Source organism: Alteromonas sp. NFXS44 (assembly GCF_040148705.1).
Lineage (GTDB): Bacteria > Pseudomonadota > Gammaproteobacteria > Enterobacterales > Alteromonadaceae > Alteromonas.
The window spans coordinates 251,057-268,081 of sequence record NZ_JAGDEA010000012.1; the positions used below are offsets into that span (position 1 = coordinate 251,057).

At 46.4% G+C, this 17,025-nt stretch carries 18 protein-coding genes; 4 read left to right on the plus strand and 14 right to left on the minus strand.

The genetic code is table 11. The features are described 5' to 3' along the window. Positions 1-70 precede the first annotated feature (70 nt). The 12 genes from J3369_RS18245 to J3369_RS18300 form a co-directional block, all read right to left on the minus strand. Positions 71-475, minus strand: a complete 405-nt coding sequence (locus J3369_RS18245) for a hypothetical protein (protein WP_349589614.1) — start codon at positions 473-475, stop codon at positions 71-73. A gap of 141 nt (positions 476-616) precedes the next feature. Next, positions 617-1,300: a hypothetical protein gene (locus J3369_RS18250; protein ID WP_349589617.1), complete on the minus strand. Its 684-nt coding sequence runs from the start codon at positions 1,298-1,300 to the stop codon at positions 617-619. Positions 1,301-1,465: 165 nt separating this feature from the next. Next, positions 1,466-1,690: a hypothetical protein gene (locus J3369_RS18255; protein WP_349589619.1), complete on the minus strand. Its 225-nt coding sequence runs from the start codon at positions 1,688-1,690 to the stop codon at positions 1,466-1,468. 128 nt (positions 1,691-1,818) lie between these two features. Continuing rightward, positions 1,819-2,319 (minus strand): flavodoxin family protein, encoded by a 501-nt coding sequence (locus J3369_RS18260; RefSeq protein WP_349589622.1) that lies wholly within the window; start codon positions 2,317-2,319, stop codon positions 1,819-1,821. Positions 2,320-2,869: 550 nt separating this feature from the next. Beyond that, on the minus strand, positions 2,870-3,184 hold the full coding sequence (locus J3369_RS18265; protein ID WP_349589625.1) for a hypothetical protein: 315 nt from the start codon (positions 3,182-3,184) through the stop codon (positions 2,870-2,872). 139 nt (positions 3,185-3,323) lie between these two features. Beyond that, positions 3,324-3,911, minus strand: coding sequence for a hypothetical protein (locus tag J3369_RS18270; RefSeq protein ID WP_349589627.1), 588 nt, complete (start codon positions 3,909-3,911; stop codon positions 3,324-3,326). A 93-nt stretch (positions 3,912-4,004) separates the two neighbouring features. Beyond that, the gene (locus J3369_RS18275) at positions 4,005-4,577 is read right to left on the minus strand and encodes a hypothetical protein (RefSeq protein ID WP_349589629.1); all 573 of its coding nucleotides are present in this window, start codon (positions 4,575-4,577) and stop codon (positions 4,005-4,007) included. A 149-nt stretch (positions 4,578-4,726) separates the two neighbouring features. Next, the gene (locus tag J3369_RS18280) at positions 4,727-5,068 is read right to left on the minus strand and encodes a hypothetical protein (RefSeq protein ID WP_349589631.1); all 342 of its coding nucleotides are present in this window, start codon (positions 5,066-5,068) and stop codon (positions 4,727-4,729) included. Between the two features lie 127 nt (positions 5,069-5,195). Then, positions 5,196-5,780 (minus strand): hypothetical protein, encoded by a 585-nt coding sequence (locus J3369_RS18285; RefSeq protein ID WP_349589633.1) that lies wholly within the window; start codon positions 5,778-5,780, stop codon positions 5,196-5,198. Positions 5,781-5,905: 125 nt separating this feature from the next. Beyond that, a complete protein-coding gene (locus tag J3369_RS18290) occupies positions 5,906-6,490 on the minus strand; it encodes a hypothetical protein (RefSeq protein ID WP_349589633.1) in 585 nt (194 codons plus the stop codon). A 472-nt stretch (positions 6,491-6,962) separates the two neighbouring features. Then, positions 6,963-7,331, minus strand: coding sequence for a hypothetical protein (locus J3369_RS18295; protein ID WP_349589635.1), 369 nt, complete (start codon positions 7,329-7,331; stop codon positions 6,963-6,965). 140 nt (positions 7,332-7,471) lie between these two features. Further along, complete coding sequence (locus tag J3369_RS18300) at positions 7,472-7,756, minus strand: hypothetical protein (RefSeq protein WP_349589637.1); 285 nt, start codon at positions 7,754-7,756, stop codon at positions 7,472-7,474. A gap of 254 nt (positions 7,757-8,010) precedes the next feature. Between J3369_RS18300 and J3369_RS18305 the strand changes: the two genes are divergently transcribed. Continuing rightward, positions 8,011-8,979 (plus strand): integron integrase, encoded by a 969-nt coding sequence (locus J3369_RS18305; RefSeq protein WP_349589639.1) that lies wholly within the window; start codon positions 8,011-8,013, stop codon positions 8,977-8,979. Positions 8,980-9,021: 42 nt separating this feature from the next. Here the strand turns inward: J3369_RS18305 and J3369_RS18310 are convergent, their stop codons facing one another. Together J3369_RS18310 and J3369_RS18315 are read right to left on the minus strand one after the other, a co-directional pair. After that, entirely contained in the window at positions 9,022-9,909 is an 888-nt protein-coding gene (locus tag J3369_RS18310; RefSeq protein ID WP_349589641.1) for a dioxygenase family protein, read from the minus strand. A 112-nt stretch (positions 9,910-10,021) separates the two neighbouring features. Beyond that, positions 10,022-11,158, minus strand: coding sequence for an acyltransferase family protein (locus J3369_RS18315; RefSeq protein WP_349589644.1), 1,137 nt, complete (start codon positions 11,156-11,158; stop codon positions 10,022-10,024). Positions 11,159-11,277: 119 nt separating this feature from the next. Here J3369_RS18315 and pbp4b point away from each other — a divergent pair, with 119 nt between their 5' ends. The 3 genes from pbp4b (at position 11,278) to ggt (ending at position 16,960) form a co-directional block, all read left to right on the plus strand. Next, positions 11,278-13,731 (plus strand): penicillin binding protein PBP4B, encoded by a 2,454-nt coding sequence (gene pbp4b, locus J3369_RS18320; RefSeq protein ID WP_349589647.1) that lies wholly within the window; start codon positions 11,278-11,280, stop codon positions 13,729-13,731. Positions 13,732-13,880: 149 nt separating this feature from the next. After that, a complete protein-coding gene (locus tag J3369_RS18325; protein WP_349589649.1) occupies positions 13,881-15,257 on the plus strand; it encodes a Na+/H+ antiporter NhaC family protein in 1,377 nt (458 codons plus the stop codon). Between the two features lie 5 nt (positions 15,258-15,262). Beyond that, positions 15,263-16,960 (plus strand): gamma-glutamyltransferase, encoded by a 1,698-nt coding sequence (gene ggt, locus J3369_RS18330; protein WP_349589652.1) that lies wholly within the window; start codon positions 15,263-15,265, stop codon positions 16,958-16,960. The last annotated feature ends 65 nt before the right edge of the window (positions 16,961-17,025 follow it).

Here is a 17,025-nt window from a genome sequence, read left to right on the forward strand (position 1 = left end):
CGAGCGAAGCGACAGAGCCCACGTGTTACTGTCCCAGCGAGCCCGCGAGCGACTTAATGTGATTGTTAGGCTACGCTGCAGCATTCATTGACTGAACATACTCTTTTCTATACTCGATGTAGTTACCCAAAAAGCCTAAAGCTGCAAATAAGTAGTAGGCGACCCAGTATAATGATAAGAACTTTGATTTATCATCAGCAACCCGTTTTTCATTATCAATTGCACCACTTAACCTTTTGTCTTGATATATACCTTTTTTACAGTCGTGAGTCGTAGCTTGTTGTCCAACTAAGTCACAAGTTAATCTTTTAATGTCGTAATACATATGCTCGACAATAAATTGTGTCTGCTTCCTTTTATAATCGTCTTCAGCCCCCGAAAAGTTGTTAATTTGATTTTGCAAGATTGGAATTAGAAAAAGAACCCCGTAAAGACCGAATAACTGAAAATATCTATGTAGTTTTAATTTAAACACTTTCAATACCTCTAACTCTGTTGAAGTGTAGTTTGATCGAAGAGTAGCCTAACGCCCCACTTAGGGGCTCAAACACGGTGGCTATAATCGGAACGAAGTGACACAGCCACCGTGTTTGTGTCCCAGCGAGCCCGCGAGCGGCTACAGTGGTTTGTTAGGCTTGGTTTCTAGCTGTTCTGTATTTAATTTCATTTTAGATTGCTTAAAGTAATATGAGGTATCATAACCTGTCTGCCCATTCAAAATTTGACATATAGCTAAATCGAACTCTGTCGTTTCGAGTAATTCTCGTGATTTTGGTAACGGCAGAAATACTCGGCCTCCATCTACTAAAAGAATAATTTTTTCGAAGAGTTCCCCACCTTTGTAAGTAATGGAGACTTGGTGGCTAGATACTTTGGGATCGGGGTAAAGGTTACGGAGCCAACCTTCATTAAAATTATCTACTACAGGGTCATAATGTAGAGTCAGAATTAACGCTGGATCTTTCCTATACACTGCTATTTTCAGGTTTTCTTGCGATTTATCGTTAGTGTACCAATCACTAATTGGCTTAGAACGTGAAATTACTTTCTCAAGGTCTTCATCCACATTACCTTTGATGATTATTTTCTTAAGTGCTAGAGCAGCGAAAATTACCGTTAGCAGTACGATAAGTGGTTCGGGCCAATTACTTTGATTATCTATATTCCAAATTACTGCTATCGTTCCTATCACAAGCATTTGGTATTTTTCGATATGTACTAAAATATGTATACCACACTTCTTCAAGTATACACCTTTCATTAGCTCTAACGTTTTTACAGTTAATTTTAATGCATCCATGCTAATTCCTAGCCTAACACCCGCATAAAGGGCGCTAACACATGGGCTAAAATAGGAACGAAGTGACGCAGCCCATGTGTTAGCGTCCCAGCGAGCTTGCGAGCGATTTAATGCGATTGTTAGGTTTGCCCCAATACAACCTCTTTTTTACGAAGCCAATAAAACTTATTCTTTGGGTATATCAATGGACTCATTGTACTTACGCTTGAGATATTTAACGCTAGCATTTAGTTCTTTGAGTTCCTTGCCATACTCAATCCCCATGTCCCTGATGTTTTTTACTCTCTTAGATATAAGAAAGACAAATATGGGCACAGTAATCCATAGCAAAATGAGTATAAAATAAAATAGCGCACCGAGCGCGCCAACACCTGCAAATAAAGAATCCATTTAATTTATCCTCCCTAAAAACCTAACGCCCAGCTTAGGGGCACAAACACGTGGGCTAAAATCGGAACGAAGTGACACTGCCCACGTGTTTGTGTCCCAGCGAGCCTGCGAGCGACTATAGCAGTTTGTTATGCGATTTTGTTAAGATAACCTTGGATAGCCTGCTGGTGTTGCTGAAGGTTAAATTCATCTGGACAGCAACAATACAGAGGTTCGCGATAGACCAGCCCAAGGTAGCCAGAGATTAGCTCGAATTGACTTTTGAAACTAGCAGGCAATTCCGCATCTGTACCTGTAGCAACTACCGATATTGGCATACCCCGAAGCTTTCGACCTAGTTCTTTATTTACTGTTAGCAAATCAGTCATGCGGTCAAAGAAGGTTTTCATCTGTGCCGACATGGAATACCAGTATACAGGCGTAGCGAATACAACAAAGTCTGATGACACGATGCGTTCAACTAACGGAATGAAGTCATCAGATTTATTGCGATTTTCGTAATCAAAATATGAAATTGATAAATTTTGAAGATCAACTGTCTGGGCTTGCAGGCAATCTGCAATCACATGGGATAACTTTGCAGTATTACCATCAGATCTAGAGCTTGCTAAAACTACCAGAAATTTCAAATCGATATCCTTATCGCATAACGCCCCGCTAAAGGGCACAAACGCGGTGGCTATAATCGGAGCGAAGCGACACAGCCACCGCGTTTGTGTCCCAGCGAGCTTGCGAGCGATTTGAGCGGTTTGTTATTCGCGCGAGACACCTGCCCCACGCGGCTTTGCCGCCACCGCCTGCTAATACAAACTGTTGATTTAGATAATAACAATTACCTTAAAACAACAACCTGCCAAAAGCCAGATGATAAAACGGCAGTTTGATAAATGAGCGAGCCAGCAAAACTTGAGATGCCGATTGCTGGCGTTGCTGAGCTTAAAAGATAGGGGTGATTAAGTCGCTTTGAAAACCTAAACCGGCAGGCACTAGGACAACCTAGCGAAACTACCTTGCCCTAAACAGTTACCGCGACACTTTACATTTGAGGAAGACAACGGCGTATAACACCCAAATAAGGGGCACAAACATGGCGGCTACAATCGGAGCGAAGCGACACAGCCGCCATGTTTGTGTCCCAGCGAGCCCGCGAGCGACTTAATTTTTTTGTTATGTTCAATGCTAATTAGTCAAATATAAGACGTACAGCCCGCCTAAGACGGTAACAAACAAACCAATTCCGATAAGTCCAATAGGTTTTTCATACCATGATTTTTCAGCCTGTTTCATTTGAATAACTGCTTGTGTATTTTCAATAGCCACACGTAAATCCTCACGAATGAAAGTACCGGGTTTGGTTTCCTGAAGATGCTTACGGAGTACATTTTCAAACTGGTACAAGTCTTTCAAATTTGCTTCGTTTAGATCATTTCCCTTTGTTAAAGCAATAAGTTGATTTCGCTGAATTGAGGTTGGTTCAAAAGAAAGATGTTCCATTCTATCTCCTTGCACATAACACCCAAATAAGGGGCGCAAACACGTGGGCTAAAATCCCGAGCGAAGCGAGTCAGCCCACGTGTTTGCGACCCAGCGAGCGGAGCGAGTGACTTAATTTGATTGTTAGCTGCCATGCAACTTAGTGGCCTCGTATTATCCTAGACAAAAAATCGAAAGGATCTCCAATATGAAATTCCCAACTGCCGTAAAAGAAAAAATAGAGCATAGCGCCCAACGTAATCAGCAATATGATTTGACCTGGTCGAATTACGTACCATGGGGCAATTGACTCTCCCTCTCTATCGCTGAAATAGTGTATAAATTCCGCGATTAATCCAATGGTTGAAAATATCGCGTAGGCTAAAAACAAACCGCTAAAACGTGAATCTTGCTCAATAACTAAAAAATAATCGGTAAGCGCTACCCACCAACAAAGACAAATACCTGCGAATATACCCGATGGCGAATAGTCTGTTGTTTTACGAAATTCAAAAACTCCAACTTTATCGCTAGCTACTCCATAGGTAAACCATAAAATAAACAAGAGAGAAAAAACAAATGAACGCTCGTCTTCTTTGCTGAGATCAAACCCAACAAAACTCAAAAAAAGAACAGCAAAGAAAATAAAAATGAAATGAAAAAAGTTCGTTTTATCTAATGTGCTTTTATGTATGTATTTTTCCAATGTAACCTCAATTGCTTCCTTGCTGGCAGCTAACACCCGCATAAAGGGCGATAACACATGGGCTAAAATAGGAACGAAGTGACGCAGCCCATGTGTTAGCGTCCCAGCGAGCCTGCGAGCGTTTTAATGCGTTTGTTAGGTCTCAACTTGCGTTGCAAGAACTTCACATTGCATTTTAGCGCTCTCGTATTCTTTGATGTTGCCACCGTCAATAAATCGGTTTAGAGATTGAATTTTTAGTACTTGATGAGCCTTGATGGTAATATCTTTTTCCCATTCAACATAGTCGCCGAACACCTTATCTTTATAGCGTTTGGGAAACTGAAAATTTAACTCGATGTAATATTTATTACTACCAGCTATATCAGCACTTTCAAGTTCGGCGATATCGTAATGTATCGTTTTCCCCCTTTTGAAAACTAGATAAAAGTGAGAATCGGAATTGCATTTTGCTTCCCAGCTTTTCAACTCGTTGACAAGTTCATCTCCATACTCCTCGCGATCTTCTTTTTCAAATTTCCTTTCGCGCTCTAACTGAATAGAATCATAGATTGCTTTATATTTTTCTTGCTGAAGTGCTTCGCCTAGAAGTTTAGACACATCAGCCTGCCCCATTTTTGGGGATATCTTCAGTCCTAGCTGTTCACAAAGTTTAACCTGATTTCTGCTAGGAGGTTTTTTTTGCTTTCTTTTAAAGATATTAAACATACAAAGTCACCTCCCTTGTGACCTAACACCCACATAAGGGGCAGTAACACGTGGGCTAAAATCCGAGCGAAGCGACAGAGCCCACGTGTTACTGTCCCAGGGAGCTTGCGACCGACTTAATGTGATTGTTATGTTCGCTTATGCACTTCCTAGTCTTTTTCGCTTAAAATAAAAGACAAGGCTTCTGAGATTACACCTATGGAAGTGACCGCGCTTAACGTTAAATCCTTATCTAAAACGATATATTTATCAACGTTTTTGCCGAAGGACTTGAGCTGCTTATTAATACTTCCTTTGTTGAATTCCTTGATAAATTTTTTGCAGGAAGGTGAAGCTGTATCCTCTGACTCTGTGCATTCATCTGCAATGATTGCCAACTTACCTGAGTTTTCTGCAAGCTCTTTTAGTTCGGTCTTGTCGTTAGTGGCACTTGCTTGAGAGCATACGAACAGAAAGGTTATCGGTAATAACAATATAAAGAGCTTTTTCATAAACAATTCCTTGTAGAACATAACGCCCTGCTTAGGGGCGGAAACACATGGGCTAAAATTTAGGAGCGAAGCGACGCAGCCCATGTGTTTGCGTCCCAGCGAGCCTGCGAGCGATTACAGCAGATTGTTAGCTTTCAATGCTCAAATAGATTAGGGCGGCTAATAAAAACAACACTAATAGCATACCGATAACAATTGAGTAGGTAGCAAATCGTCTAATGTTTTGATAGCGTTTTTCTCCTTCTTTCACCCGTTCCCATTCATCTTTTAAAAACGGAGCCGCAATGTCTGGAATGTCATTTGCTTTCTCCATTGCCTCTTTATATTCCTTAGCATTAAAGGAAGCGTGTGTGCTTTTAATTGCTGATAGAAGTTTTGCCTCATGACTATCAGGCTCATTTGCCGCGTGCACAGGATTTAAACGCAGACGAATTTTGTTGTAGGTATTTACCGCTTTGAAGTAGAGCGGAGAGCTTTGTTCGAGGTAGTTTTCAACCTTACCTTTGTCGTTATGAGCTCGTAATCGAACTACTTCACGCATAGAAGCAGAATATTCTGAAATTTCTTCTCTTATTCCATTTATCCAATTTTGTCGGAATTCTGAAACTTTGTTCTCTTTTGAGCTAACAAGGTTCAAAAATGAAAAGAAGCCAGCCACGATTGCGGCTATTACTGCACCAATGCCAATATAGATTGAAGCTGGTATGTCCAAAAAATCCTCCTTGAAAGCTAACGCCCTGCTTAGGGGCGGAAACACATGGGCTAAAATTTAGGAGCGAAGCGACGCAGCCCATGTGTTTGCGTCCCAGCGAGCCTGCGAGCGATTACAGCAGATTGTTAGCTTTCAATGCTCAAATAGATTAGGGCGGCTAATAAAAACAACACTAATAGCATACCGATAACAATTGAGTAGGTAGCAAATCGTCTAATGTTTTGATAGCGTTTTTCTCCTTCTTTCACCCGTTCCCATTCATCTTTTAAAAACGGAGCCGCAATGTCTGGAATGTCATTTGCTTTCTCCATTGCCTCTTTATATTCCTTAGCATTAAAGGAAGCGTGTGTGCTTTTAATTGCTGATAGAAGTTTTGCCTCATGACTATCAGGCTCATTTGCCGCGTGCACAGGATTTAAACGCAGACGAATTTTGTTGTAGGTATTTACCGCTTTGAAGTAGAGCGGAGAGCTTTGTTCGAGGTAGTTTTCAACCTTACCTTTGTCGTTATGAGCTCGTAATCGAACTACTTCACGCATAGAAGCAGAATATTCTGAAATTTCTTCTCTTATTCCATTTATCCAATTTTGTCGGAATTCTGAAACTTTGTTCTCTTTTGAGCTAACAAGGTTCAAAAATGAAAAGAAGCCAGCCACGATTGCGGCTATTACTGCACCAATGCCAATATAGATTGAAGCTGGTATGTCCAAAAAATCCTCCTTGAAAGCTAACACCCGCATAAAGGGCGATAACACATGGGCTAAAATTAGGAACGAAGTGACGCAGCCCATGTGTTAGCGTCCCAGCGAGCTTGCGAGCGATTTAATGCGTTTGTTATGTGACGGCAGATGCAAATTAGTCCGGAACTGAGCTAACAAAGGCCTTCAACCGTGCTATAGATTGTTTAGAATCGATAACGCCATCTGCAAGATCTTCGCATATTCTAATTATTTCATTTCTAGAGCCAAATGGAACGGCCTCAAGAGAGTCGATGTCCCCACCAAGTTCTCTATGTGCATCATGGATACTATCGTAATCTCGTTTCTCTATAGTCTGGAGAATGAGTTTTTTTCTATCTTTGTTGTTCATTTATTCAAAGTCACATAACGCCTTGCTAAGGGGCAAATCGCCGGAGCGGAGCGCAGGTAATTTGTCCCGCTTGAGCAATTTGTTATGTTTTGATTACTCAAAAATGTTACCCCAGCCTGATTCGTGTTTTGATTCGAGAATATAGCGCCTGAATATTAAACCATGCCGTTTAACTCGAACCTCTTGACTGAAGAATTTATTGGGTATGGAGCGGACGTATTGAACGAATTCTCGCTTATCCTCGGACTCCATACACTCAAACCAATCTTGATAAAGGTCCTCGCCATCCTGAATGAAGGTCATCCAGACCTCTGCTAAATCGTGTTTTGGCCACTCTATGTACATTTCCTTTCTGCCGCTACAGAGTTTAATAGTGATATTTTCTGGATGCTCAATTAACTCGCCAGTGTATTCTGAGGCGATATCTGATGCTATTTCTTTTACTTCGCTCTCTGAAAACATCTATGGGCCACCGGAAACATAACACCCCACTTAGGGGCACAAATACGCAGGCTATAATACGGAGCGAAGCGAAGGGAGCCTGCGTGTTTGTGTCCCAACGAGCGCCAGCGAGTGACTACAGTGGTTTGTTAGCAGCCGACTTAGGCAAAACCCAAATAGATTACAAAAATAGCCACCGCAATAGGAAGTATTAAAAAGTTGATTGCGGTTTTTACGTCCTTTTTAAGCGCGGCACTTACCCCAATCAAACAATGAAATATTGTGATTAACGCTGAAAAAAAGCCAGTGATAATAAGTTTCACAGGGTAATCAATACCAGGATGAAACAAATAGGCAACTATAGCTGGCGGAACCAAAAGCGGTATCTCAGCCACAACCCAAGATGCTCGATTTAAATATTGAATGTATTTTTCGGTTAATTTCATCTAAGGCTGCTAACTACTAAATAGACACCAACACGGCGTGAACAACCACCCCACATTGGTGTAATTGTCTGTTTTCATTTCTCCAGAATATCTCAGAAGCCCCACCTTTAAAAGCTTGTGCGGTTTTGGTGCATTTTCGCGGGAGCAAAATGCACCGTTTGTGAAGTGAAATGTTAAATGGTGTAAAACCATCCCTCCAGCCAGTTTTCACGACTCTCACATATTCTTAAGCTGTTTTTATTTTGATAAGCATTATGAAATCAAAGTTTCTGCGGGAAGTGTATGAATTTATGTTGTCGAGAGGCTACGCCAAAAGAACCATAGAAACGTATTTAACGTGGATTACAGACTTTATCCGGTACCACAACTATGCCCGGCCTCAGGAGATGGACGCTCAGCATGTTGAGAGTTATCTGACTTATTTAGCTATTCAAAAACAGTGTGCGAAAAGCACTCAGGCAATCGCCCTTAACGCGCTGCTCTTTCTTTACAACAAATATCTTGATTTACCGTTGCCGGAAGACATGAGCTTTTTGAACAGTAAACGGGAGCGTAAGCTACCCGTGGTACTGACGCAATCCGAAGTCCGGGCCTTACTCGGGCGTGTCAGCGCACAACATTACCTGGCAGTTGCTCTGCTTTATGGTAGCGGTCTGCGGCTTATGGAGTGCGTAAGATTACGCACCGGAGATATCGACTTTGATTACAAATGTCTAAGGGTATGGTTCGGAAAAGGAGGAAAACATCGCATCGTCACACTTTCTGAATCTCTCATTCCGTTACTGACGTCACAAATCGGGCAAGTCGACCAGTTATTATCCCGTGATCTGACTGTACCGGAATTTTCCGGTGCCTGGATCCCGCAGGGGCTTCGCAAAAAATATCATTCCAGAAATAAAACGCTGGAGTGGCAGTATTTATTTCCTTCCAGGCGACTTTCCGTTGACCCCGAAACTAAACTGCTACGACGTCACCACATTGATGAAAAGCAGTTGCAGCGAAATGTAAAGCGGGCAAGTCAGGAGGCAGGCATAAAGAAACACGTTACGCCGCACACGTTAAGGCATTCATTTGCCACGCACCTGTTGGCGGCCGGGGCTGATATCAGAACTGTCCAGCATCAACTGGGGCATTCCGATGTGCGAACAACACAAATCTACACGCATGTGCTGCAACAAGGAGGAAATGGCGTGATCAGTCCGCTGTCACGCCTTATTTTATAGAATGAAGTGAGCACTTCCGGCAGTGCAAAACCTGTCGTCCGGTCAGGAGATGATGATGCGCTTGTAGGCCAGCAGGGAGCCGTCGTCATTTTGTTCGAGGTTGAACACATACTCGTTGTAATCACTGCCGAATACCGTGTCGTTGGTCAGGTATGTGTCTGGCGCACCGTGATTGATATAATCAGAATGGCTGGTACAGATATCTGTACAGAAATCATCATCAAAGCCAAACTGGGAAATCAGCTCGTCGTTGTTATTATTCTTCACTCTGAAGTGAATGTGAATGGCACGGCTGGCATACCAGCCCGGGAAGCAGGTCTTAAAGTTCACACGGCCACTGCTGTCTGTTACTGCAATGCCGCGAAACCAGCGCGATTGCAGCGCTTCACTGTCGTTCCCTGTACAAAAATAAGAATTGAACCCGTTGGTGTCACTGCTTCCTGTCGTATCGCCGGAATAAATGCCTTCCACATCGCAGTGCCACACTTCTATTTCATAGCCTGACAGCGGATTACATTGTTCGTCTATGAGTTGCAGGCATAACTGCATGGGCAAACCAGTTTGACCTTCTGAGATATCATCAAGATAGTCAGAGTCGAAATAGCATGGACCTTCCGTTTGCTGTCCGGTCAGTTCAACAGAGCAGGTACTGCTGTTTTCAAAAATGCTGTCAGCGGGGAAATCCGCTGTCATTGAATCTGTACCGCCACTCAGCCAACTGCCGTTGTCAGCCACAGTCGTTGTGCCTGTGCCGCTGCTGCCGGAGGAAGAACCGGTTGATGTACTGCCTGTTGATGTGCTGGTTGAAGACGAACTACTACCGCCGCTGCCACCGCAACCGGTGAGCAGGATCACCGGTGTCGCTACTGCCAGTGAAGCCAGAGATTTAAGGGTTTTTCGCCGCCCGTTAAAAAGAATAGGTTTGGTCATGGTATTTGCCTGCCTGAATAAAATGCATGAAATATAATATGCATCTTCGACGTCAATGGCCCGTAAACGTCATAAGCTTTACTTATCATTTACATAACAAAATGATTCAGCGTTACAGCCGGATAAACCAGTGCTTCCGGTACATCCACCATACCGGTAAAAACATCACACAAAGAAAGCTTACCGCAAACAAAAAAGAAGCATTGAAAGGCGAAAAATAGGGCAGGAACACAGACTGGTAAATCGCAGCTTTCAGGGAACCGGAGCCCGCCGGAATCATAAAAAGCAGGCGCGCAGCAATACCTGATAACATGAAAAATACAATACTGTTTGCCCCTGCGATAATAAAGGGCTGCGCCCAGCGTTGATAACCGCGCAAGTCTGTAATCCAGTGCAACAACGCCAGACACCCCATTGCGCAGCCTGCCGTTAATGCGGTAAAGCCCGGTGACCAGAGCGCTTTATTCACCGGCACCCACAGCGCCATGACGCCCCCGGCCAGAATGAGAATGATGCCTGCACCCGCCATTTTAAGTGCAGGCATTTCCGCTTCCCGTTGTAAACACAGGCCACACATTACGCCGCAGAGGCAGGTCGATACTGCAGGCATGGTGCTTAACAAACCTTCCGGATCAAAAGGAAATGGCATTGCAGTAGAATAGTAAACATGGTGCTTTCCCAACACGCCGGCATCTATCCATGCTGCGAGACTGTTGCCGTATGCCCACTGCCCCTGATGTAAGGTGCCGGCTGCATCAGCATAGGGAATAAACGTCATCGCCGCCCAGTACGCCGCTACCAGCAACACGGCGACAAACAGCAGTCCGCGAATACGCAGGCACATCGCCAGTATCGCAGTAAAAAAGTAAACCAGTGCCAGTCGCTGCAGAACCCCCATCACCCGGATATTTTCCAGCCGGTCCCGGACCCAGTCGAAATCCGGATTATAAGGATTGTAATAAAACAGCGCGAGGAACAGGCCACATAAGAACAGCAATACGCTGCGTTTCAGTATTCTTACCAGCATTGCTCCGGCTGAACCGCCTTGCTGACGATAAGAAGAAAAAGGGATTGCCACGCCCATGGCGAAAATAAAGAAAGGAAATACCAGATCTGTCGGTGTCAGTCCATGCCATTGTGCATGCAATAACGGCCAGTAAACGGTTTGCCAGCTTCCGGGATTATTCACCAGAACCATTAACACAATGGTAAGCCCCCGCAGTACGTCCAGGCAAATCAATCTCTTCATTGGCTATTCTTTAAGTTCGACATTAAATGATACACACCCGCCATTGGAATATTTTATTATTTACTTAGGAAATAATTGTGATAATTTGGTTATTTCATGCAGCATTAACCGGTAATAACATGTCACTCTTATCCCGACACTTTCGCTTTCTGGTCGCTACCTGCGCGGTTGCCACACTGATTGGCTGCGCCGGCGGTTACACCAGTATGCCATCGAAAAATACCGGTGAACGGGTGAAAGTGCTTGTTATGCACTTTACCGCGATAGATTACCAGAAAAGTGTGCATGCGCTGGTAGATGAAGGCGGGCTGAGTTCGCATTACCTGGTCACCGATCCGTCTGACCCCACGTTTCCGGGTGATGAGGCATCTGTGCTGCAGCTTGTACCTGAATCGAAACGTGCCTGGCATGCCGGTAAAGGTGAGTGGCAAACACGTAACCATTTGAATGATACATCCATCGGCATTGAGATTGTGAATGTACCTCAATGTCAGCGGGATAATGAGACAGCGGCCAGCCGGTCAGAACACGGCAGCAACCGCCTTTGTGTATTTCCTGATTATCACCCGGAACAAATTCAGGTGCTCATTGCGCTGGCAAAAGACATACTCGCCCGCAACCCGGACATTTCTCCCACCGCTGTTGTCGGCCATGCAGATATCGCATTTAACAGAAAAAATGACCCGGGCCCGCGTTTTCCATGGTATCAGCTGTATCTGGAAGGGATAGGCGCCTGGTATGACACCGGTACATTAACGACATACTGGCAACGCTTTAACCGCGCCCTGCCATCTGTTTCTTTAACGCAGGCTGCGCTGCGCACTTACGGATACGGCGTGGTGGAAACCGGCACACTGGATGAGCAAACCATCAATGCGTTGTCGGCGTTCCAGATGCACTTTGTGCAGGATAACGTAACCGGTGCGATTAACAGCCGCACAGCAGCCGCACTGTTCGCTTTGCTGGACAAGTATTTTCCGCAAAAGCTCAAAGCGCTGAATACCCGCTACGCCCGTGAAACGGCACTGAAAGCCGCACCTGCTGAAGAGAAGCGTCCTCAGTCAGGACATATTGACAGTGATTTCCCCCAACAAGAGCGTTCCAGCCGGGAAGAGGTGAACGACAAGGTCGCGTTTAAAGCGTACAAAGGACGCGGCGAAATCTTACTGACGCCGGCTACAACCATCAACGCCACGGTGAAGGTAAATGGCGAAACGCTGAACATTGCCTCTCCCCTGGAGGCCGGTCATACCTACAGTTATTCTCTGAAAAAGCGTACGCACAACGGTACGAACACCCTTGAGGTGCAAAGCGATTCAGAAAGCGACGCTTTGCACGTCACCATTCCCTGGCCTTCATTGACAGACGAAACGCAAAAATGGCAACAAGCCTTCAGACCGGTTGATGCGTTAATTCAGCAGGACATTGAGGATGGATTTCCCGGGGCCGTATTACTGGTTATCAAAGACGGCGCTGTGATTAAACGTACAGCCTATGGCAATGCGCTGCTTTACGATAAAACAGGCACCCGCCACGCAAAGCCGGAGCCGATGACACCGGGCACGCTGTTTGATGTAGCCTCTAACACGAAAATGTTTGCTACTAACCTGGCACTGATGAAACTGGTGTCTGAAGGGAAATTGAGTATAGATGCGCCGGTGTATCAGTACCTGCCGGAGTACGCCGGCGGTGGCCGTGAAGCCCGCACTGTCAGAGATTTACTGAGTCATCAGTCCGGCTACGGTCCTGAGGTGCGCTTCTTTGCCCCCGGCGAACGCTACGGTGAGTCTTTCCGCTCACGGGATAAAACACATACATCAACCTTATTAACCACTGTGGTACCTTTTCAGATAAGCAAAGGCACGCAGGCTACGTACAGTGACACCAACTTTATGCTGCTGGGACTGCTGGTTGAGCGGATAACAGGCATGTCTCTTGACCGTTACTGTGAGCAGTTTATTTACGGCCCGCTTCAGCTTAATCACACGGTGTTTAACCCGCTGAAAAAAGGGTTTGCACCCAATCAGATCGCCGCGACAGAAATAAATGGCAATACACGCAGTCACAATATCGATTTCCCCGGCATCCGCACGCACACGCTGCGGGGAGAAGTGCATGACGAAAAGGCCTGGTACAGCATGGGCGGTGTGTCGGGGCATGCAGGACTGTTCTCCACGGTGGATGATTTTGCCGTGCTGATGCAAACCTTATTAAATGGCGGTGGCTATGGACAGGTTGCACTGACCAACCGGGACACTATTTCACTGTTTACCGCTCCTTCCCCGCTGAATCCCGGTTTCGGACTTGGCTGGCGCAGGGGCGGCAACGGCAGTAATCGCTGGCATTTCGGTCCCTATGCCAGTTCACAAGCTTTTGGTCATACTGGCTGGACAGGCACGGCAACGGTTATCGACCCGGCGCAGGATCTCGGTATTGTGCTGTTTACCAACGCCAGACATACACCGGTTGAGAAACAAAGTACCGGCAACCTGCAGTTTGCCGGCAGCGAATTTGAAACCGCCAAATATGGCAGTGTGATAACCCGGGTTTACGAAGCAATACTCAATCACTGAGGTAAAAGTACTGGCAGAACCGGTAAGTTCTCAGTTAGGCTATCGCCACGCTTTTTTATAAAGCGTCACACTGCCCCGCGGACATAGTGCACTGAATCTCAGCGCCTGATTTGCGATCAATCATTAGAATAAAAGCAGGAACATTTTTCATGGATTGGGTTTCAATTATCCCGCCTCTCGTCGCTATTTTTGTGGTGTTCTGGAAAAAAGAAGTCATCATGGCCTTGTTACTGGCCGTTCTCTCATCAGAAGCGTTGATTTTATTGAGTGTGACCGGTGACGGCGTATTGCTGGCGCCGGTGAATGCTATCGAAAGAACCATCGACGTTGCCGCCAGTCCGGGTAATACCCGGATCCTCATATTCTCTATTCTGGTGGGTGCGCTGTTAGCCTATATCCGCGACTCAGGCGGTGTCACGGCTACCGTAAACTGGCTCACAGGCAAAGGCATTGCCAGAAGTAAGCGGCAGGTTGGCAGTCTGACGATGATCACCGGTGTTGCAGTATTTATCGAGTCTAATTTAAGTGTACTCACCGCCGGCATATTCGCCCGGGGTTTATTTGATAAATTCAAAATGAGCCGGGCACGCCTGGCCTACATCATCGACAGTACCAGCGCGCCGGTCTGTATTCTTATCTTACTGAACGGATGGGGTGCATTCGTCCTTGGCCTGCTGGACGGTTACGAGCTGGAGCAGTCTTCCGCCAGTATTCTGTGGGGCACAGTACCACTGAATTTCTACGCCCTTATCACTCTGGCAATTGTGGTGTACACCATAGTGAAAGATAAAGTGCACGGTCCGATGGCAAAAGAAGATGCCGCCATGACTCATACCGGTACTGTCATTGAGTCAGAACCGGCAACCAAAGTACGCTTTATGGTGGTGCCGCTGGTGCTCATGGTTGTCAGCATGGTGGGCTTTATGTTGTGGACCGGTGATGGCGTGCTGGCTAACGGCAGTGGCAGCAAATCTGTATTGTACGCCACCATTCTTGCTACCGTTGTCGCGTACTTCCTGTTAATTCTGCATAAGCGTTTTACCCACCACGAAGCTGTAGAAATTGGCTTTAAGGGGATGGGCGAACTGCTCCCGCTGGTGTCCATTGTATTACTTTCCATGACACTGGGAGCCAGCTTAAAAGTGCTCGGCACCGGTGTCTTCGTTGCCGGTATTGTGGGTGAGTACCTGCCTCTGGTATTAATTGTTCCCATGCTGTTTCTGGCCGGCGCGGTCATGTCGTTTACCACCGGCACCAGTTGGGGCACGTTTGCTATATTGATCCCCATCGGTGTTCCACTGATCCAGTCGTTAGGACTGCCACCCTCTCTGGTCATAGCCGCTATTCTGGGCGGCGGCGTATTTGGTGATCACTGCTCCCCTATTTCCGATACCTCAGCGGTATCGTCTATCGCGGCCGGGTGCGACCTGTTAACGCACATCCGTACCCAGCTTCCCTATGCACTTACCGCTGGCGGACTGACACTCGTTGCCTATGTCATCGCCAGCATCATTATGATTGGATAGCCATTATGCGATTACTTTTACTCTCGCTATTTTTGTTTGTGGCGGCAGGATGCTCCGGTGAAAAACCAACGGTATCTGCACCGGCTACGGAGGTTGAAACCAGCCTGCAGGCGGTGTCTATGCCTGATACCTTTGCCGCCGATGCTGCCATGGCAGTATTAAACGAAGGCGGTAACGCGGTTGATGCGGCCATCACGGCGCAATTTGTCCTGGCGGTGACCTTCCCTGAAGCGGGTAACATCGGAGGCGGTGGTTTCATGACCATCTTTTTCGACGATGAAGCTGCTTTTATGGATTATCGTGAAATGGCACCGGCGGCAGCCCACCGTGATATGTACCTTGATGAAAACGGTGACGTGAAAACCCTGGAATCGCTGTTTGGGGCAAAAGCCTCCGGTGTGCCCGGTTCAGTTGCCGGCATGTGGGCGGCACATCAGCGCTACGGTAAATTACCGTGGAACCGTCTGGTGCAGCCTGCTGTAGACCTGGCAGAAAAGGGATTTAATGTGCCGGCGAAACTGGCTGATCATATCACCCGCTACATGGCCAGACAGGAAAAAGAAGGGATCACCAGCAACTTTGGCGACTATTTCGGTGAAGCCCGCACTGCAGATGTGCTGTTTAAGCAACCTGAGTTAGCCGCAGCGCTGACCCGCATTCGTGACGAAGGTGAAAAAGGCTTTTACGAAGGCGAGACCGCCCGCATTATCGCCGGTTTCATGGGTGAAAATGGCGGCCTGGTCACAGAAAAGGATTTACAGGGTTACGAAGCTAAATGGCGCACACCGGTTGTTTATCCCTGGCAGGATTACAAACTCATCACGGCACCGCCTCCCAGCTCTGGCGGTGTGGCCGTTGCCCAGTGGATCAGTATGCTCAATGAAGTACTGAAAAATCAGTCTCTGCCTGCACAAAACAGTAAAGAGTATATTCATCTGATGTCTGAAATCGGTAAACGTGTGTTTGCTGACCGTGCCGAATACATGGGCGACCCCGACTTTGTCGAAGTGCCTGTAAAAGCGTTATTAGAACCGGCCTACATTACTGCCCGTGCCGGAGAAGTGGATCCTGAAGCCATTTCAGCGACAGAAGACGTGAAACCCGGCTTATATGAAAGTCCGGACACCACCCATTTCTCGGTTATGGACAAATGGGGCAATGCGGTAGCGAATACCACTACCATTAACCTGTCCTTTGGCAGTGGCGTGGTGGTAGAAGGTGCCGGCTTCCTGCTGAACGACGAAATGGACGACTTCAGTGCCAAGGCCGGCGTGCCTAACTTCTTTGGAGCCATCGGCGGTACCGCTAACGAAATCCAGCCGGGTAAGCGCATGCTGTCTTCCATGACGCCAACTATTGTGCTGAAAGGCGATAAAGTAAAACTGGTCACCGGCTCACCGGGCGGTACCACGATTATTTCTTCAGTGGCACAGTCCATACTGAACGCGCTGTTTTTTGATATGACAGCAGACGAGTCGGCAAACAGCCCCCGCTTCCATCATCAGCTCTGGCCCAAAGATACCATTGCGTATCATGCAGGCATGCCGGCGGACGTCGTAAAGGCGCTTGAAGCGATGGGTTACACCATGAAAGAAAGTAACTTTGGGGATGTGCACCTGATCAAGCGCACTGAAACAGGCCTGGATGCAGCCTCTGAAGCCAGAGGACGCGGTAAGGCAATTGTTGAAGAAGTGGAATTGTAGTCAGCTTACACGGGCTCAGTGGCCCGGTTAATGAGGCGCAGCACAACGCTGCGCTTTTTTATGTC